General features: G+C 56.9%; 18 protein-coding genes. 14 read left to right on the top strand and 4 right to left on the bottom strand.

Annotated features, from left to right (window positions below; genetic code table 11):
* Positions 1-86 precede the first annotated feature (86 nt).
* From ugpA to ugpQ, 4 genes are read left to right on the top strand one after another with little or no spacing between them, the layout of a single operon-like run.
* Positions 87-974, top strand: a complete 888-nt coding sequence (gene ugpA / locus ACWYRJ_RS06690) for a sn-glycerol-3-phosphate ABC transporter permease UgpA (protein WP_455507598.1) — start codon at positions 87-89, stop codon at positions 972-974.
* On the top strand, positions 971-1,816 hold the full coding sequence (gene ugpE, locus ACWYRJ_RS06685; protein WP_013099125.1) for a sn-glycerol-3-phosphate ABC transporter permease UgpE: 846 nt from the start codon (positions 971-973) through the stop codon (positions 1,814-1,816). The genes ugpA and ugpE overlap by 4 nt, the downstream gene beginning before the upstream one ends.
* 1 nt (position 1,817) lies before the next feature.
* Positions 1,818-2,888, top strand: a complete 1,071-nt coding sequence (locus ACWYRJ_RS06680; RefSeq protein ID WP_271369650.1) for a sn-glycerol-3-phosphate import ATP-binding protein UgpC — start codon at positions 1,818-1,820, stop codon at positions 2,886-2,888.
* The gene (ugpQ, locus tag ACWYRJ_RS06675) at positions 2,885-3,631 is read left to right on the top strand and encodes a glycerophosphodiester phosphodiesterase (protein WP_115876932.1); all 747 of its coding nucleotides are present in this window, start codon (positions 2,885-2,887) and stop codon (positions 3,629-3,631) included. Before ACWYRJ_RS06680 ends, ugpQ begins: the two co-directional genes overlap by 4 nt.
* Here ugpQ and ACWYRJ_RS06670 read toward each other — a convergent pair.
* On the bottom strand, positions 3,615-3,992 hold the full coding sequence (locus ACWYRJ_RS06670; protein ID WP_111964217.1) for a DUF2756 family protein: 378 nt from the start codon (positions 3,990-3,992) through the stop codon (positions 3,615-3,617). The genes ugpQ and ACWYRJ_RS06670 overlap by 17 nt on opposite strands.
* A 123-nt stretch (positions 3,993-4,115) precedes the next feature.
* Between ACWYRJ_RS06670 and ggt the strand changes: the two genes are divergently transcribed.
* Positions 4,116-5,861, top strand: coding sequence for a gamma-glutamyltransferase (gene ggt / locus ACWYRJ_RS06665; RefSeq protein WP_223580980.1), 1,746 nt, complete (start codon positions 4,116-4,118; stop codon positions 5,859-5,861).
* 48 nt (positions 5,862-5,909) lie between these two features.
* Here ggt and yhhY read toward each other — a convergent pair whose 3' ends face one another.
* Positions 5,910-6,398: an N-acetyltransferase gene (yhhY, locus tag ACWYRJ_RS06660; RefSeq protein ID WP_455507597.1), complete on the bottom strand. Its 489-nt coding sequence runs from the start codon at positions 6,396-6,398 to the stop codon at positions 5,910-5,912.
* Positions 6,399-6,654: 256 nt separating this feature from the next.
* Between yhhY and ACWYRJ_RS06655 the strand changes: the two genes are divergently transcribed.
* The 5 genes from ACWYRJ_RS06655 to gntU all read left to right on the top strand — a co-directional run bounded on the left by ACWYRJ_RS06655 (position 6,655) and on the right by gntU (position 11,606).
* Positions 6,655-7,692 (top strand): oxidoreductase, encoded by a 1,038-nt coding sequence (locus ACWYRJ_RS06655; protein WP_455507596.1) that lies wholly within the window; start codon positions 6,655-6,657, stop codon positions 7,690-7,692.
* 123 nt (positions 7,693-7,815) lie between these two features.
* On the top strand, positions 7,816-8,511 hold the full coding sequence (locus tag ACWYRJ_RS06650; protein WP_455507595.1) for a pirin family protein: 696 nt from the start codon (positions 7,816-7,818) through the stop codon (positions 8,509-8,511).
* Positions 8,512-8,612: 101 nt separating this feature from the next.
* The gene (gene gntR / locus ACWYRJ_RS06645; RefSeq protein WP_021242747.1) at positions 8,613-9,608 is read left to right on the top strand and encodes a gluconate operon transcriptional repressor GntR; all 996 of its coding nucleotides are present in this window, start codon (positions 8,613-8,615) and stop codon (positions 9,606-9,608) included.
* Positions 9,609-9,734: 126 nt separating this feature from the next.
* Positions 9,735-10,262 (top strand): gluconokinase, encoded by a 528-nt coding sequence (gntK, locus tag ACWYRJ_RS06640; protein WP_008503362.1) that lies wholly within the window; start codon positions 9,735-9,737, stop codon positions 10,260-10,262.
* A gap of 3 nt (positions 10,263-10,265) precedes the next feature.
* The gene (gene gntU / locus ACWYRJ_RS06635) at positions 10,266-11,606 is read left to right on the top strand and encodes a gluconate transporter (protein ID WP_127729256.1); all 1,341 of its coding nucleotides are present in this window, start codon (positions 10,266-10,268) and stop codon (positions 11,604-11,606) included.
* Positions 11,607-11,711: 105 nt separating this feature from the next.
* On the opposite strand, the gene plsB is transcribed toward gntU, so the two are convergent.
* Positions 11,712-14,132, bottom strand: coding sequence for a glycerol-3-phosphate 1-O-acyltransferase PlsB (gene plsB / locus ACWYRJ_RS06630; RefSeq protein WP_455507594.1), 2,421 nt, complete (start codon positions 14,130-14,132; stop codon positions 11,712-11,714).
* Positions 14,133-14,286: 154 nt separating this feature from the next.
* Here plsB and ACWYRJ_RS06625 point away from each other — a divergent pair, with 154 nt between their 5' ends.
* From ACWYRJ_RS06625 to ACWYRJ_RS06610, 4 genes are all read left to right on the top strand, one after another.
* On the top strand, positions 14,287-14,655 hold the full coding sequence (locus ACWYRJ_RS06625; protein WP_111964212.1) for a diacylglycerol kinase: 369 nt from the start codon (positions 14,287-14,289) through the stop codon (positions 14,653-14,655).
* 108 nt (positions 14,656-14,763) lie between these two features.
* Entirely contained in the window at positions 14,764-15,372 is a 609-nt protein-coding gene (lexA, locus tag ACWYRJ_RS06620; RefSeq protein WP_111964211.1) for a transcriptional repressor LexA, read from the top strand.
* Between the two features lie 62 nt (positions 15,373-15,434).
* Entirely contained in the window at positions 15,435-16,772 is a 1,338-nt protein-coding gene (dinF, locus tag ACWYRJ_RS06615) for an MATE family efflux transporter DinF (RefSeq protein WP_455507593.1), read from the top strand.
* Positions 16,773-16,892: 120 nt separating this feature from the next.
* Positions 16,893-17,102 (top strand): CsbD family protein, encoded by a 210-nt coding sequence (locus ACWYRJ_RS06610; RefSeq protein ID WP_024906712.1) that lies wholly within the window; start codon positions 16,893-16,895, stop codon positions 17,100-17,102.
* Between the two features lie 47 nt (positions 17,103-17,149).
* Here ACWYRJ_RS06610 and zur read toward each other — a convergent pair whose 3' ends face one another.
* Complete coding sequence (gene zur / locus ACWYRJ_RS06605) at positions 17,150-17,662, bottom strand: zinc uptake transcriptional repressor Zur (RefSeq protein ID WP_008503369.1); 513 nt, start codon at positions 17,660-17,662, stop codon at positions 17,150-17,152.
* Between the last annotated feature and the right edge of the window lie 2 nt (positions 17,663-17,664).

The following is a 17,664-nucleotide window of genomic DNA, read 5'->3' as shown; positions in this document are numbered from 1 at the left end:
GAGGGAGAAAAGACGGCTCCGTGCAGTCCCCTCTCCCCTCTGGGGAGAGGGCTAGGGGGAGGGGTGAATACCTACAGAGCTAACCTATGTCATCATCCCGTCCGGTGTTCCGTTCCCGCTGGCTGCCGTACCTGCTGGTCGCGCCTCAGCTGGTCATCACCGTTATCTTCTTTATCTGGCCTGCGGGCGAAGCGCTGTGGTACTCGGTACAAAGCGTCGATCCGTTTGGGCTTTCCAGCCAGTTTGTCGGGCTGGACAACTTTACCACGCTGTTCCATGACAGCTACTACCTGGACTCCTTCTGGACGACGATGAAGTTCAGCGCGCTGGTCACCGTCAGCGGCCTTGTTGCCTCGCTGTTTTTCGCCGCGCTGGTCGATTACGTGGTGCGCGGCAGCCGCCTGTATCAGACCCTGATGCTGCTGCCTTACGCCGTGGCGCCCGCCGTCGCCGCCGTGCTGTGGATTTTCCTGTTTAACCCCGGTCGCGGGCTGATTACCCACTTCCTGGCTGAGTTCGGCTACGACTGGAACCACGCCCAGAACAGCGGCCAGGCCATGTTCCTGGTGGTGTTCGCCTCGGTGTGGAAGCAGATTAGCTATAACTTCCTGTTCTTCTTTGCCGCGCTGCAGTCCATTCCGCGTTCGCTGGTGGAAGCCGCCGCGATTGACGGCGCAGGACCGATTCGTCGCTTCTTCAGGCTGTCGCTGCCGCTGATCGCCCCGGTGAGCTTCTTCCTGCTGGTGGTTAACCTCGTTTACGCCTTCTTCGACACCTTCCCGGTAATCGATGCGGCCACCGCAGGCGGCCCGGTGCAGGCGACCACCACGCTGATTTACAAAATCTATCGCGAAGGCTTCGCCGGGCTGGATCTCTCGGCCTCTGCCGCGCAGTCCGTCGTGCTGATGTTCCTCGTCATCATCCTCACGGTGGTGCAGTTCCGCTATGTCGAAAGTAAGGTGCGCTACCAATGATTGAGAACCGTCGCGGGCTGACGATTTTCAGCCATACCATGCTGATTTTAGGGATCATCGTCATCCTCTTCCCGCTGTACGTGGCCTTTGTCGCCGCCACGCTGGACACCAAAGCGGTGTTCGATACGCCGATGACGCTGATCCCAGGCACGCATCTTTTCGAGAACATGAAGACCATCTGGACCCAGGGCGTGGGCGCCAACAGCGCGCCGTTCTGGCTGATGATGCTCAACAGCTTCATCATGGCGTTTGGCATTACGGTCGGCAAAATTACGGTGTCGATGCTTTCGGCGTTCGCCATCGTCTGGTTCCGCTTTCCGCTGCGTAACCTCTTCTTCTGGATGATCTTCATCACGCTGATGCTGCCGGTTGAGGTGCGTATCTTCCCGACGGTGGAGGTGATCGCCAACCTGAAGATGCTCGACAGCTACGCGGGCTTAACCCTGCCCCTGATGGCCTCGGCGACCGCCACCTTCCTGTTCCGCCAGTTCTTTATGACCCTGCCGGACGAGCTGATTGAAGCGGCGCGCATCGACGGCGCCTCACCGATGCGCTTCTTCCGCGACATCGTGCTGCCGCTGTCGAAAACCAACCTTGCGGCGCTGTTTGTGATCACCTTTATCTACGGCTGGAACCAGTACCTGTGGCCGCTGCTGATTATTCAGGACGTCAATCTTGGCACCGCCGTGGCGGGCATCAAAGGCATGATTGCCACCGGCGAAGGCACCACCCTCTGGAACCAGGTGATGGCGGCGATGCTGCTCACCCTTATCCCACCCGTAGTCATTGTTTTAGCCATGCAGCGCGCGTTTGTCCGCGGCCTGGTCGATAGCGAGAAATAAGATGGCAGGTTTAAAACTTCAGGCAGTAACCAAAAGCTGGGACGGCAAAACCCAGGTGATCCAGCCGCTGACGCTCGACGTGGCGGACGGGGAGTTTATCGTGATGGTCGGCCCGTCCGGCTGCGGCAAATCTACGCTGCTGCGCATGGTGGCGGGGCTGGAGCGCGTGACCTCCGGGGACATCTGGATTGACCGCCAGCGCGTCACCGAGATGGAGCCGAAAGACAGAGGTATCGCGATGGTCTTCCAGAACTACGCTCTCTATCCGCACATGAGCGTGGAGGAGAATATGGCCTGGGGGCTTAAAATCCGCGGCATGGGCAAAGGTCATATCGACGAGCGCGTGAAAGAGGCTGCCCGCATTCTGGAGCTGGACGGCCTGCTCAAGCGCCGCCCGCGCGAGCTCTCAGGCGGCCAGCGCCAGCGCGTAGCGATGGGGCGCGCCATCGTGCGCGATCCGGCGGTATTCCTGTTCGACGAGCCGCTCTCTAACCTCGACGCCAAGCTGCGCGTGCAGATGCGTCTTGAGCTGCAGCAATTGCACCGTCGTCTGAAAACCACCTCACTGTACGTTACCCACGATCAGGTCGAAGCCATGACCCTCGCCCAGCGCGTGATGGTGATGAACAAAGGCGTTGCCGAGCAGATTGGTACCCCGGTGGAAGTGTATGAGAAACCGGCTACCCGCTTTGTGGCGAGCTTTATCGGCAGCCCGGCGATGAACCTGCTGGAAGGGCGTATCAGCAGCGCGGGCTCGCACTTTGAGCTGGAAAGCGGGATGGCATTGCCAATCAACTGGTACTATCGTGGCTACGCCGGGCGTAAGATGACGCTCGGTATCCGCCCGGAACATATCGGTTTAACCTCTCAGGCGGAAGGCGGCGTGCCGCTGATCATGGACACGCTGGAGATGTTGGGTGCAGATAACCTGGCGCACGGGCGCTGGGGCGAGCAAAAGATGGTGGTGCGTCTGGCGCATCAGGAGCGCCCTAAGGCAGGCAGCACGCTGTGGCTGCACCTGCCGGAAAATCATCTGCACCTGTTTGACGGTGAAACAGGACAACGAGTATGAGCAACTGGCCTTATCCCCACGTCGTCGCCCACCGCGGCGGCGGTAAGCTGGCGCCGGAAAACACGCTGGCGGCGATTGACGTCGGCGCGCGCTACGGTCACACGATGATCGAGTTCGACGCCAAGCTGTCGAAAGACGGCGAAATTTTCCTGCTACATGACGATAACCTCGAACGCACCAGCAACGGCTGGGGCGTGGCGGGCGAGCTGCCGTGGCGCGATCTGCTGAAAGTTGACGCCGGAAGCTGGTACAGCGGCGAATTTAAAGGCGAACCGCTGCCGCTGCTGGCGGAAGTAGCCGATCGCTGTCGCCAGCACGGCATGATGGCCAATATCGAAATCAAACCGACCACCGGCACCGGGCTGCTGACGGGCAAAGTGATTGCCCTTGCCGCGCGCGAGCTGTGGGAAGGGATGACCGCGCCGCTGCTCTCCTCGTTTGAAATTGACGCACTGGAAGCGGCACAGGCGGCCGTACCGGAGCTGCCGCGCGGGCTGCTGCTTGACGAGTGGCGCGAGGACTGGCGCGAGCTGACGACGCGCTTAGCGTGCGTCTCTATTCATCTCAACCACAAGCTGCTGGATGAGGCGCGGGTGAAGATGCTGAAGGACGCGGGTCTGCATATTCTGGTTTACACCGTCAATAAACCCCAGCGCGCGGCCGAACTGCTGCGCTGGGGCGTGGACAGCATCTGCACCGATGCAATCGACCTGATCGGCCCGGACTTTAGTTCTGCGGATTAAGCATACTGCCATTCGACTGCGGCGGCAGCATATGCTGCTGTCCGCTACCTGACGAAGTCATTCCCCCTAACATCCCGCCGTTTTTATTTGGCAACGGCTGCTCGCGCACCTGCCCCTGCTGCACGCGCTGGGTGTTGGCGTTCATCTGATTTTGCAGGCTTTGCTGCTGCACCTGGGTCTGCGTTCTCAGCTGCTGATTCAGCATCCCTTTTTGCTGCTGCTGCTGGCTCATCATCTCGGTCTGCATACGCTGCTGGCTCGGGATGACGTAACCCTGCTGATTCGGGTTATTCATGGTGTTGAGTGGCTGTGCGAGCGCGGCAAAGGGGATCAGCGCCGTAAGAATCAATAAGCGTTTCATTGTCATTTCCTCCTCTTGAGGTCTCTCTTAAGTGTACCCTGATTTCACCATGACGATGATTTTTTAGGAGTTGTGAACCAGGCTTAAGCGGGGAATATGGATCCCTTCACCTGGAGAACAATAATGATGAAACCAACGTTTTTGCGCTGGGTCGCCCTCGCCGCGCTGATGGCTGGCGGTACATTTAGCGTGGCGGCGAACCCGCCCGCGGCGCCTCCGGTCTCTTACGGCGTGGAGGAAGATGTTTTTCATCCCGTGCGGGCAACCCACGGCATGGTGGCATCCGTGGATGCGCTGGCGACCCGCGTGGGCGTCGATATTCTCAGACAGGGCGGTAACGCGGTGGATGCCGCGGTCGCCGTCGGCTACGCGCTGGCGGTAACGCATCCGCAGGCGGGGAACCTGGGCGGCGGCGGCTTTATGATGCTGCGCACCAAAGACGGGAAAACCACCGCCATCGACTTCCGTGAAATGGCGCCTTCTCAGGCGTCACGGGACATGTTCCTTGATGACCAGGGCAACCCTGACAGTAAAAAATCCCTGACCTCGCATCTCGCGTCCGGCACGCCGGGCACCGTTGCGGGCTTCTCGCTGGCGCTGGAAAAATACGGCACGATGCCGCTGAACAAGGTTGTTCAGCCTGCCATCAAGCTGGCGCGGGAGGGCTTTATGGTGAATGACGCGCTGGCAGACGACCTCAAAACCTACGGTAGCGAAGTCATTCCGAATCACGAAAACAGCAAGGCCATCTTCTGGAAAGACGGTGAACCGCTGAAGAAGGGCGATAAGCTGGTGCAAAAAAACCTCGCTAAAAGCCTGGAGCTGATTGCGGAGCACGGTCCGGACGCCTTCTACAAAGGGGCGATTGCCGACCAGATTGCGGAAGAGATGCAGAAGAACGGCGGGCTCATCACCAAAGCGGATCTGGCGGACTACAGGGCGGTGGAGCGCGAGCCGATTAGCGGCACCTACCGCGGCTACGAGGTGTTCTCCATGCCGCCGCCGTCTTCCGGGGGCATTCACATCGTGCAGATCCTCAACATTCTTGAAAACTTCGATATGCACAAGTTCGGCTTTGGCAGCGCGGATGCCATGCAAATAATGGCGGAAGCGGAAAAACGCGCCTATGCCGACCGCTCAGAATATCTCGGCGATCCGGACTTCGTGAAGGTGCCGTGGCAGGCGCTGACCAACAAGGCGTATGCCAAATCCATTGCCGATCAGATCGACATCAACAAGGCCAAACCGTCGAGCGAGATCCGCCCCGGCAAGCTGGCGCCGTATGAAAGCAACCAGACCACCCACTTCTCGGTGGTGGATAAAGACGGTAACGCGGTGGCGGTGACCTATACGCTCAACACCACCTTCGGAACCGGGATTGTGGCGGGCAACAGTGGCATTCTGCTGAACAACGAGATGGATGACTTCTCCGCCAAGCCGGGCGTGCCGAACGTCTACGGGCTGGTCGGCGGCGATGCGAATGCGGTAGGGCCGAAGAAACGTCCGCTGTCGTCCATGTCGCCCACCATTGTTGTGAAAGAAGGCAAAACCTGGCTGGTAACCGGCAGCCCGGGCGGCAGCCGAATTATCACCACAGTATTGCAGATGGTGGTGAACAGCATTGACTTTGGGATGAACGTCGCCGAAGCCACTAACGCCCCGCGTTTCCACCACCAGTGGCTGCCGGACGAGCTGCGCGTCGAGAAGGGCTTTAGCCCGGACACCATTAAACTGCTTGAGCAGCGTGGGCAGAAGGTGGCGGTGAAAGAGGCGATGGGCAGCACCCAGAGCATTATGGTGGGGCCGGACGGAGCGCTGTTTGGCGCATCAGATCCGCGGTCGGTGGATGATTTGTCGGCGGGGTATTGATTATTCCCCTCACCCTAACCCTCTCCCCATAGGGGAGAGGGCAGTGTGTCACTTTACTCTCGCCATATAATACGCATCCACATACTCGCCGTTGCGCAGGGCATAGCGCTTGCCGGTGCCTTCAATTTCGAACCCGTGTTTTTTGTACACCGCAATCGCCGGTTCGTTATCGACAAACACCGTCAGCTCAATGCGGTCAACGCGCAGCCAGTTATCGCACATATCAATCATGGTGCGCATCAGCGCGCTGGCAACGCCCCGGTTTTGCCACTGCGCGCCGACACAAATCCAAAAATCAGCCACATGGCTGCGGCGTGGGCGTTGCGCGACGGCGATGCACAGATGCCCAGCGACATGACCATCTATACAGGCGACCAGTTGCTTAATGCCGGGCTGGTCGGTGAGTCGTTCTTGCCACATTTGCTCAGACGGATGAGGAACCTGTAGTGTGTTGTGGTACACCTCCGGCTGGGCGTGGATCTGACGAATGGCGTCATAATCTTTCGGTTCCGCATGGCGTATCACTATCTCACTCATTCCTTGTTCCTCAGTCAGTTAAAAGTCCCTTCCAACATCAATGACTTTAAAATTTGAGTCAACCGCTATTTTTTGCAAAAAGTATTGGACAAGTGCGAATGAGAATGATTATTATTGCTCTGCATTCAGGAAGACCGCTACGGGAACCTGAAAGCACGACATTGCTCACATTGCTTCCAGTATTACTTTAGCCAGCTTTTAGCTGGCTTTTTTTTTGTTATGGTTAGACTCAGTAACCTTCCAAAAGGACTGAGCCATGACACTACATTGCGCATTTATTGGATTTGGTAAAAGCACCACCCGCTATCACCTGCCGTATGTCCTCAACCGTAAAGACAGCTGGCATGTGGCCCATATCTACCGCCGCCGCGCGAAGCCGGAAGAGCAATCTCCGCAGTACTCCCACATCCACTTCACCAGCGATCTCGATGAGGTGCTTAACGATCCGCTGGTCAATCTGGTGGTTGTTTGCACCCACGCTGACAGCCATTTTGACTATGCCAAACGCGCGCTCAATGCGGGCAAAAACGTGCTGGTAGAAAAGCCGTTTACCCCGACCATCGCCGAAGCGAAAGAGCTGTTCGCGCTGGCGAAAAGTAAAGGCCTGACCGTCACGCCGTATCAGAACCGGCGCTTTGACAGCTGCTTCCTGACGGCGAAAAAGGCGATTGAAAGCGGCAAGCTGGGCGACATCGTGGAAATCGAAAGCCACTTCGATTACTACCGTCCTGTGGCGGAAACGCAACCCGGACTGCCGCAGGATGGTTCGTTCTATGGTCTGGGCGTGCACACCATGGACCAGATCATCTCCCTGTTTGGCCGACCGGACCACGTGGCGTATGACATTCGCAGCCTGCGCAACAAAGCCAATCCGGACGATACCTTTGAAGCGCAGCTGTTCTACGGCGACCTTAAAGCTATCGTCAAAACCAGCCACCTGGTGAAGATCGACTACCCGAAATTTATCGTTCACGGCACTAAAGGTTCGTTTATCAAATACGGTATCGACCAGCAGGAGACCAGCCTGAAGGCCAATATCATGCCCGGTCAACCTGGCTTTGCGGCGGACGATTCCGTGGGCGTGCTGGAGTATGTGAACGATGAGGGCGTGACGGTCAAAGAAACGCTGAAGCCGGAAACTGGCGACTATGGCCGCGTCTACGATGCGCTGTTTGAGACCCTCACAAACGGCACGGCGAATTACGTCAAGGAATCTGACGTTCTGACCAACCTGGAAATCCTTGAACGGGCCTTCGAGCAGGCTTCTCCTGCCACGATAACCCTCGTTAAATAAGCAAAAACGGCTCCTCTGCGCTTGTTCATAATTTTTGAACAGAGGAGTCAATTTTCACCCTCTATGATCCCAGGCGGTTTGCGTCCACACTTACTCCATCGAAACGAACTGAGGGTGAAAACAATGATCTACTTACGCAAAGCAAACGAACGTGGTCACGCGAATCATGGCTGGCTGGACTCATGGCATTCATTCTCGTTTGCCGACTACTACGACCCGAACTTCATGGGCTTCTCCGCGCTGCGCGTTATTAACGACGACGTGATTGATGCAGGCCAGGGCTTCGGTACCCACCCGCACAAAGACATGGAAATCCTGACCTATGTGCTGGAAGGCGCGGTTGAGCACCAGGACAGCATGGGCAACAAAGAGCAGGTTCCGGCGGGCGAGTTCCAGATTATGAGCGCGGGTACCGGGGTGCGTCACTCCGAGTACAACCCGAGCAAAACGGAAAAACTGCACCTGTATCAAATCTGGATCATTCCAGAAGAGACCGGCATCACGCCGCGCTACGAGCAGCGCCGCTTCGACGCCAAACAGGGCAAACAGCTGGTGCTGTCCCCGGATGCGCGTGAAGGTTCCCTGAAAGTGCATCAGGATATGGAGCTGTACCGCTGGGCGCTGGCGAAAGACGAACAGTCCGTGCATCAGATTGCCGCTAACCGCCGCGTCTGGATCCAGGTGGTGAAAGGTGACGTGTCCATCAACGGGACCAAAGCGACAACCGCCGATGGTCTGGCCATCTGGGACGAGCAGGAGATCTCCGTGCATGCCGACAGCGAAAGCGAAATTCTGCTGTTTGACCTGCCGCCGGTGTAATAAAACATAAATAAATCCCCATCCTTCCCTTTCACAGGGGAAGGATGGGCTTTGTCCGTGGTAAACTGAGCAAATCTCTCACTTCAAGATTTCTCAGGACGATGAAAAAGAAACGCCCCGTACTTCAGGATGTCGCCGATCGCGTCGGTGTGACCAAAATGACGGTCAGCCGTTTTTTACGTAACCCGGAACAGGTTTCCGTGGCGTTACGTGGCAAGATTGCCGCTGCCCTTGATGAACTGGGTTACATCCCCAACCGTGCACCCGATATTCTCTCCAATGCGACCAGCCGCGCGGTGGGCGTTCTGCTTCCTTCTCTGACCAACCAGGTTTTCGCCGAAGTATTACGTGGAATCGAAAGCGTCACCGATGCGTTTGGCTACCAGACCATGCTCGCCCACTACGGGTACAAGCCGGAACTCGAAGAGGAACGTCTTGAGTCGATGCTTTCCTGGAACATTGACGGCCTGATTTTAACCGAACGAACCCACACTGCCCGCACGCTCAAAATGATTGAAGTGGCCGGTATCCCAGTCGTGGAGCTGATGGACAGCCAGTCGCCGTGCCTCGACATCGCCGTGGGGTTTGATAACTTCGAAGCGGCGCGTCAGATGACGGCGGCCATTATCGCCCGCGGGCACCGTCATATCGCCTATCTGGGTGCGCGTCTTGATGAACGTACTATCATCAAACAGAAGGGATACGAGCAGGCGATGCTTGACGCGAACTTAACCCCCTACAGCGTGATGGTGGAGCAGTCCTCTTCCTATACGTCGGGTATTGAGCTGATGCGTCAGGCACGACGTGAGTATCCGCAACTGGACGGTATTTTCTGTACCAACGATGACCTTGCGGTCGGCGCAGCATTTGAGTGTCAGCGTCTGGGGCTGAAGATCCCTGATGATATGGCGATCGCCGGTTTCCACGGCCACGACATTGGCCAAGTGATGGAGCCGCGTCTGGCGAGCGTCCTGACCCCGCGTGAGCGTATGGGCCGCATTGGCGCAGAACGCCTGCTGGCGCGCATTCGTGGCGAGACGGTGACCCCGAAAATGTTAGATTTAGGTTTCACCTTGTCACCGGGTGGATCTATTTGAACTGACAAATTTGAAGTAGCTCACACTTATTCACTTCGCGCACGTTTGGATATTGCTTCTCTTTTGCCCCGGCAGGACAATGTTACCGATAACTGTTACCCGTAACAATTGACTGAGGGACACCCTTTGAGCACGACTAATCACGATCACCACGTCTACGTCCTGATGGGCGTTTCCGGTAGCGGGAAATCAGCCGTGGCCAGCGAAGTGGCGCATCAACTCCAGGCTGCGTTTCTTGATGGCGACTTCCTCCATCCGCGCAGCAACATCATGAAAATGGCCTCCGGCGAGCCGCTGAACGATGACGACCGCAAACCGTGGTTGCAGGCGCTGAATGACGCCGCGTTCGCGATGCAGCGTACCAATAAAGTCTCCCTGATCGTCTGCTCCGCGCTGAAAAAAACCTACCGCGACCTGCTGCGTGACGGCAACCCAAACCTCTCTTTCATCTACCTGAAAGGGGATTTCGAGGTGATTGAAAGCCGCCTGAAGGCGCGTAAAGGTCACTTCTTCAAAACCCAGATGCTGGTGACGCAGTTTGAAGCGCTGCAGGAGCCGGGTGAAGACGAAAAAGACGTCTTAGTGGTTGATATCGATCAGTCACTGGAGGGTGTTGTTGCCAGCACCATCGAGGTCATTAATAAAAGGCAGTAAGTTTTGAGTACATTAACGCTAGTTTTGACAGCAGTGGGTTCGGTATTGCTGCTGCTGTTTTTAGTGATGAAGGCGCGCATGCACGCCTTTGTTGCTTTGATGGTGGTTTCTATTGGTGCTGGTCTCTTTTCCGGTATGCCGCTCGACAAGATCGCCGCGACAATGGAAAAAGGGATGGGCGGTACGCTGGGCTTCCTGGCGATTGTGGTCGCGCTGGGCGCGATGTTTGGCAAGATTTTGCACGAGACGGGCGCGGTCGACCAGATTGCCGTCAAGATGCTGAAATCCTTTGGCCACAGCCGTGCGCACTACGCGATTGGCCTGGCAGGGCTGATTTGCGCGCTGCCGCTGTTCTTCGAAGTGGCCGTTGTGCTGCTGATAAGCGTCGCATTCTCCATGGCGCGCCATACTGGTACTAACCTCGTGAAGCTGGTCATTCCGCTGTTTGCGGGGGTGGCGGCGGCTGCGGCGTTTCTGCTGCCGGGGCCTGCGCCGATGCTGCTGGCCTCCCAGATGCACGCCGACTTTGGCTGGATGATCCTGATAGGCCTGTGCGCGGCAATTCCGGGAATGATTATCGCCGGCCCGCTCTGGGGTAACTTCATCAGCCGTTACGTTGAGCTGCATATTCCGGATGACGTCACCGAGCCGCACCTGGGCGAGGGCAAAATGCCGTCCTTCGGCTTCAGCCTGTCGCTGATCCTGCTCCCGCTGGTTCTCGTGGGTCTGAAAACCATCGCCGCGCGCTTTGTGCCGGTGGGTTCTACCGCGTACGAATGGTTTGAGTTCATCGGTCACCCGTTCACGGCGATCCTGGTGGCGTGCCTGGTGGCGATTTACGGCCTGGCGATGCGTCAGGGGATGCCAAAAGACCGGGTGATGGAGATCTGCGGTGCCGCGCTGCAGCCTGCGGGTATTATCCTGCTGGTGATTGGTGCCGGCGGCGTGTTCAAGCAGGTACTGGTGGATTCCGGCGTGGGGCCGGCTCTGGGCGAAGCGCTGACCGGGATGGGCCTGCCGATTGCGGTAACCTGCTTTGTCCTGGCGGCGGCGGTTCGTATCATTCAGGGTTCCGCCACCGTGGCGTGTTTAACCGCCGTGGGTCTGGTGATGCCGGTGATTGAACAGCTGAACTACTCCGGTGCCCAGATGGCCGCGCTCTCTATCTGTATCGCGGGCGGTTCGATTGTGGTCTCTCACGTTAACGACGCCGGCTTCTGGCTGTTCGGTAAGTTTACCGGCGCCACCGAAGCGCAAACCCTGAAAACCTGGACGCTGATGGAAACCATACTCGGCACGACGGGTGCGATTGTCGGGATGATAGCCTTTACACTGCTGAGCTGAATGCGGTGATTTGACCAGGCTCAAAAATAAGGCCCGGTAGCGTAAGCGCTTACCGGGCCTTTTTATTATCCAGGGCGTCAGGCCGGGCCATAACCCGGCATTGCGTTACTCGCCCTGCGTGGCGCTCTCAATCGTCAAACGCACGTCCGAGGTAATCAGCTCTGCCAGCATCTGGTACACTTTCAGCGTCTCTTCCGGTTCGGCATCACCCGTATCGCTGATGAAGCCTTCATCACGCAGCGTCAGCACCAGAGAACTGAAGACTGCTTTGTCGAAGAATTCAGGGGCGTTAATGCCGTGCAAAACGGACAGACGCTGGGCCAGCGTCCGGCTCTCTTTCTCCAGCGTACCGCGGTTGATGGACGGGTTCGCGCTCAGCAGCCAGAACGTGATGGCGTAGCGCTGCAGCGTTTCGCGCGCACCGGCCGCCAGCAGCTGCAGGGTGCGGGAGCGTGACGGATTGATGTGCAGCTCGTCGTTGTTCAGGGTAATCAGCCCCTGGCGACGCATCTCTTCCGTCATCTTATCCAGTTCTGTCGCCAGCTCATCCCTACTCCAGCGCAGGAACAGCTCCGCTTTCAGCATCGGATAGATGGTCTCAAGATGGCGCAGTAGCTCCTGACGGGAAATATGTCGATGCTGGGTAATAATGGCGGCCATTAGCGACGGCAGCATCAGCATATGCGTGATGTTGTTGCGGTAGTAGGTCATCAGCACCGCCTGCTCGCGCGGCAGGATGATGATGTCGCCGATCGTGTCCTTTTCGACTTCAAACTTATTCATCTGAAGCGCGTGATCGATAAGCTCACTGGCGGTCGCAGAAGGTACGGTCGAATCAACCGAATACGGCACGTTCCGCATCATATCCAGATAGCAATCCAGCTGCTCTGTGAGCTGTTCACGGGTCAGCGAGCGCTGGCGCGAAGCCAGAAGCGCCGTACAGCACAGGTTCATGGCGTTAGCCGCACCGGCGTTGTTAATGCGCACCATCAGCTCGGACGCGATGCCATTAACCGTTGGCGTCAGCCAGGCCGGACGCACCGCTTCGATAGGATCGATGGACTCGCGCCACTCCGGAACATGATGATTCAGGTACGTCATCAGCGGCATCGGCTCGCCGAAGTTCACGTAGCCCTGACCGAGATTGCGCAGCTTGCTCAAGCCGCGCAGCATCTGCGGCAGGCTCTCTTTCTCTTTGGTCGCGCCACGCAGCTCTTTCGCGTACGTGCCCACTTCCATCACGTGCTCGTAGCCGATGTAGATAGGCACCAGCGTGATCGGACGGGTACCTCCGCGCAGCATGGCCTGGATGGTCATCGACAGCGTGCCGGTCTTCGGATCGAGCAGACGACCGGTACGGGAACGACCGCCTTCAACGAAGTACTCCACGGAATAGCCGCGGCTGAACAGCTCGCCCAGATACTCGCGGAACACGGTGGAGTAGAGCTTGTTGCCCTTGAAGGTACGACGAATAAAGAACGCACCCAGGCGACGGAAAATCGGGCCCGCCGGCCAGAAGTTCAGGTTGATACCGGCAGCTATGTGCGGTGGTACCAGCCCCTGATGATAGAGCACGTAGGAAAGGAGCAGGTAGTCCATGTGGCTGCGGTGGCAGGGGACATAGACAATCTCATGGCCATCATGCGCCAGTTGGCGTACACGTTCGGCGTTATGAACGTTGATGCCCTGATACAGGCGGTTCCACGTAAAGCCGAGGATACGATCGGAAAGGCGAATCATCTCGTAAGAGAAGTTCGCTGCAATCTCTTCCATCAGCGCAATGGCGTTCTGCTGGGCTTTCTCATGCGAAATTTTCTTGCTGCGCGCTTCATCTTCAACGGCGCGGGCAATTGCTTTGGAAGCCAGCAGCTTGTTGAACAGATCCTGACGCGCCGGGAGGCGTGGCCCTACGGCAGCGAGGCGCTGACGAGCGAAGTGCATACGCGCCACGCGCGCCAGTTTTTGCGCGATGATCTTGTCGGTGCCGTGCTCGTCCGCCATGCGACGCAGCGAAACGGAAGGGGAGAAACGCACAAAGCTGTCGCGTCCCAGCCAGGAGACCGCAAAGAACTTCTGGATGCCGTTAAGCATGCGCAGCGGCGGGTTCTCTTCACCTTTTTCGCGGCCCGGGCGACGACCAAACATCACCGATACCGGCACCATCTGCACATCCAGATCGGGGTTGCTGCGGTGCAGGTCGAGATAGTCATGGAACAGCTTGATGGACTCTTCTTTCGGCGTGTAATAGGTAAACACGCGCGGCCCGCCGTGGATGAACACGTAGCGCGGCAGCAGCGTACCGTCAACTTCCAGCGGTTCAAGCGGATCTGGTAAGTCATGCGCCAGACACTGGGCGCGAAGCGTCAGTAAGTCAGCCTTCGAGTTATAAGGCAAAACGTACATAATGGGACGCGACGTATCGAGCCCCAGTTCCAGCGCGGGTTCTGCTGGGATAGACTTGCTTTTTACCAGGATGCTTAATGGTAAATTAAGTAATTTGTAGTAAATTCGTGGCCAGCCGGACATAAACGATGTAAAGCCTCTGGTTAATAATGCAATTGCGGCGCAAGGATAACAGAAAGCGCGCAAAATTTCTGTTGTTACCCGTCATACTTCAGGCTGTAGCGAAACGCGCTACGGCTCCTGTTACTGACGCTCTTTTTTAAAAAAGGTTCTTTTAATGGCCAATAATACCACTGGGTTAACACGTATCATCAAAGCCGCCGGCTATTCATGGAAAGGTTTCCGTGCCGCATGGGCCAACGAGGCCGCGTTTCGCCAGGAGGGCGTCGCCGCTATCATCGCGGTGATCGTCGCCTGTTTCCTTGATGTTGATGCTATTACCCGCGTACTTCTTATCGGTTCCGTACTTCTGGTGATGATAGTGGAAATTCTTAATAGCGCTATTGAGGCCGTTGTGGATCGCATCGGTTCCGATTTCCATGAGCTTTCTGGCCGCGCAAAAGACATGGGATCTGCTGCCGTGTTACTGGCGATTATCACTGCCGTTATCACCTGGGTCACGCTGCTTTGGTCACATTTCCGATGAGCCTCGAGGAATAATTAAGTCCCTGGTTTTTTGTGCAGTTTTTGGTTCCAAAATCGCCTTTGACTGTATATACTCACAGCATAACTGTATATACACCCAGGGGGCGGAATGAAAGCGTTAACGACCAGGCAGCAAGAGGTGTTTGATCTCATCCGGGATCATATCGGCCAGACGGGTATGCCACCTACGCGTGCGGAAATCGCGCAGCGTCTGGGTTTCCGTTCTCCGAATGCTGCCGAAGAACACCTGAAAGCGCTGGCGCGTAAAGGCGTGATTGAGATTGTATCAGGCGCGTCACGCGGTATCCGACTGCTGGTAGAAGAAGAGACGGGCATTCCGCTGGTAGGTCGTGTTGCTGCCGGTGAGCCTTTACTGGCACAGCAGCATATTGAAGGTCATTACCAGGTCGATCCAGCCATGTTCAAGCCGAGCGCTGATTTTCTGCTGCGCGTTAGCGGCATGTCGATGAAAGACATCGGTATTCTTGACGGCGATCTGCTTGCGGTACATAAAACGCAGGATGTGCGTAACGGCCAGGTGGTTGTCGCGCGCATTGACGATGAAGTCACCGTCAAACGTCTGAAAAAACAGGGTAATACCGTTCAGTTACTGCCTGAAAACAACGAGTTCACCCCAATTGTGGTCGATCTCCGCGAACAGAACTTCTCTATCGAAGGTCTGGCAGTAGGCGTGATTCGTAACGGTGAATGGCTGTAATCTCTTCCTGACAGGCTACGCTTCCGCTGTAGCCTGTTCATCTACCTTTCCCGGTATTTCGCATGTCACTACTGACGGCATCAGATAAGGCATTGTGGCGTCTTGCCCTGCCGATGATTTTCTCCAATATTACCGTGCCTTTGCTGGGACTGGTTGATACTGCCGTTATAGGCCATCTTGATTCACCGGTTTATCTTGGCGGCGTGGCGATTGGCGCGACGGCAACCAGCTTCCTGTTTATGCTGTTGCTCTTTTTACGCATGAGCACCACCGGTCTTACCGCACAGGCTTATGGTGCGAAAGATCCGCTGCGTCTGGCGCGCGCGCTGGTGCAGCCGCTTATACTCGCGCTTGGCGCGGGTGCGTTAATCGTTGTATTACGGACACCCCTGATCGATCTTGCGCTTCATATCGTTGGCGGCAGCGAGGCGGTACTGGATCAGGCGCGACGTTTCCTTGAAATCCGGTGGCTCAGCGCGCCAGCGTCGCTGGCTAACCTGGTTCTGCTGGGGTGGCTACTGGGCGTTCAGTATGCCCGGGCGCCAGTGATTTTGCTGGTGGTGGGCAACCTTCTCAACATTGTGCTGGATATCTGGCTGGTGATGGGCCTGCATATGAACGTGCGGGGCGCGGCGCTGGCGACGGCGATTGCCGAATACGGGACCTTTATCATTGGCTTGTGGATGGTCTGGCGCGTGCTGTCGATGCGCGGGATCTCTCTGGCGCTGCTCAAAACCGCATGGCGCGGCAATATCCGTAAGCTGCTGGCCCTCAACCGTGACATCATGCTGCGCTCGCTGCTTCTTCAGCTCTGCTTCGGCGCGCTGACGGTTTTCGGGGCTCGACTGGGGCCAGAAATCGTGGCGGTCAACGCGATATTGATGACGCTTCTGACCTTTACCGCCTATGCGCTGGACGGTTTTGCCTACGCGGTTGAAGCGCATTCCGGGCAGGCGTACGGTGCGCGAGAAAGCGGGCAGCTTCAGGATGTCTGGCGGGCAGCCTGCCGTCAGTCGGGACTGGTGGCGCTGGCCTTTGGTCTGGTTTACGCCTGCTTTGGTGAGCAGATCGTTGCATTGCTGACGTCTATACCTGCTCTGCGCGAGTTGGCGAGTCACTATCTCCTCTGGCAAGTCATCTTACCGGTGGTCGGCGTCTGGTGTTATCTGCTGGACGGCATGTTTATTGGTGCGACGCGCGGAGCGGAAATGCGCAACAGCATGGCGGTCGCGGCGGCAGGGTTTAGTCTGACGCTGCTAACGCTTCCCTGGCTGGGTAATCACGGTTTGTGGCTGGCCCTGGCCGTCTTCCTCTCGCTGCGCGGGTTATCGCTGGCGTTTATCTGGCACCGCCACTGGCAAAACGATACCTGGTTCTCTTCGCGCCACGATATATCGTGACGGTTAAAGATTCCGAATATGAAATTAAGTACGGAATCCTTAACTACAATAATTATCACGTCCAGCAGAAAAGAACGTAACGGACGTTACGACCCGACGCTTAACTAAGAGGACACGATGATGAATAAAGACGAAATCGGCGGCAACTGGAAGCAGTTCAAAGGTAAAGCGAAAGAAAAGTGGGGTAAGCTGACTGATGACGATATGACCGTCATTGAAGGTAAACGCGATCAGCTTGTCGGTAAAATTCAGGAACGTTACGGCTACGCGAAAGATCAGGCGGAAAATGAAGTCAAAGACTGGGAAACCCGTAACGACTACCGCTGGTAACGCTGAATAACCCACAGGGCGGCTCTAAGCCGCCTTTTCTTTTGCCGTTAACGCGGCTTTTTCTTCACCAGAATAGAGTGGTCGTGCTGACACGCGTCCTGATGGCGACAGGCTTCCACCTCCACGCACGCGGAACAGAGCCCGTGCGCCTCAATCACGTTATGACGCAGGGCAAACCCCATTTTCGCTGCCAGCGTATGCATAATGTCTTCCACGCCTTCCGCAGCCTCTTCTTTCACCACGCCGCAGCGGTCACAGATAAACATCGCCGATGTGTGGGTGGGCTGATCGAACAGATGGCACAGCACATAGCTGTTTGTGGATTCCACCTTGTGCACGAACCCTTGTTCCAGCAGGAAATCCAATGCGCGATAAACCGTCGGCGGCTTTGCCTGCGGCTCGCTTTCGCGGAGCAGGTCGAGCAGATCGTAGGCGCTGATAGCACCCTGCTGCAGGCTCATCAGGCGTAATACTTCAAGGCGCTGCGGAGTCAGGCGCACATTGCGTTGCGCACACAGCTTTTCGGCCTGCGCTAACAGCTCTTTTGTGGACTTATCCATGT

The organism is Enterobacter sp., from assembly GCF_977039595.1.
This window is presented reverse-complemented; position numbering and strand designations above follow the sequence as displayed.

Coding starts and splice junctions, on each gene's coding strand:
- ACWYRJ_RS06650 (WP_455507595.1), top strand. CDS start 7,816: ATGATCTACTTACGCAAAGCAAACGAACGTGGTCACGCGAATCATGGC.
- gntR (WP_021242747.1), top strand. CDS start 8,613: ATGAAAAAGAAACGCCCCGTACTTCAGGATGTCGCCGATCGCGTCGGT.
- dinF (WP_455507593.1), top strand. CDS start 15,435: ATGTCACTACTGACGGCATCAGATAAGGCATTGTGGCGTCTTGCCCTG.
- plsB (WP_455507594.1), bottom strand. CDS start 14,132: ATGTCCGGCTGGCCACGAATTTACTACAAATTACTTAATTTACCATTA.
- ugpA (WP_455507598.1), top strand. CDS start 87: ATGTCATCATCCCGTCCGGTGTTCCGTTCCCGCTGGCTGCCGTACCTG.
- ACWYRJ_RS06625 (WP_111964212.1), top strand. CDS start 14,287: ATGGCCAATAATACCACTGGGTTAACACGTATCATCAAAGCCGCCGGC.
- lexA (WP_111964211.1), top strand. CDS start 14,764: ATGAAAGCGTTAACGACCAGGCAGCAAGAGGTGTTTGATCTCATCCGG.
- ggt (WP_223580980.1), top strand. CDS start 4,116: ATGATGAAACCAACGTTTTTGCGCTGGGTCGCCCTCGCCGCGCTGATG.
- ACWYRJ_RS06655 (WP_455507596.1), top strand. CDS start 6,655: ATGACACTACATTGCGCATTTATTGGATTTGGTAAAAGCACCACCCGC.
- ACWYRJ_RS06610 (WP_024906712.1), top strand. CDS start 16,893: ATGAATAAAGACGAAATCGGCGGCAACTGGAAGCAGTTCAAAGGTAAA.
- zur (WP_008503369.1), bottom strand. CDS start 17,662: ATGGATAAGTCCACAAAAGAGCTGTTAGCGCAGGCCGAAAAGCTGTGT.
- ACWYRJ_RS06680 (WP_271369650.1), top strand. CDS start 1,818: ATGGCAGGTTTAAAACTTCAGGCAGTAACCAAAAGCTGGGACGGCAAA.
- ACWYRJ_RS06670 (WP_111964217.1), bottom strand. CDS start 3,992: ATGAAACGCTTATTGATTCTTACGGCGCTGATCCCCTTTGCCGCGCTC.
- ugpE (WP_013099125.1), top strand. CDS start 971: ATGATTGAGAACCGTCGCGGGCTGACGATTTTCAGCCATACCATGCTG.
- yhhY (WP_455507597.1), bottom strand. CDS start 6,398: ATGAGTGAGATAGTGATACGCCATGCGGAACCGAAAGATTATGACGCC.
- ugpQ (WP_115876932.1), top strand. CDS start 2,885: ATGAGCAACTGGCCTTATCCCCACGTCGTCGCCCACCGCGGCGGCGGT.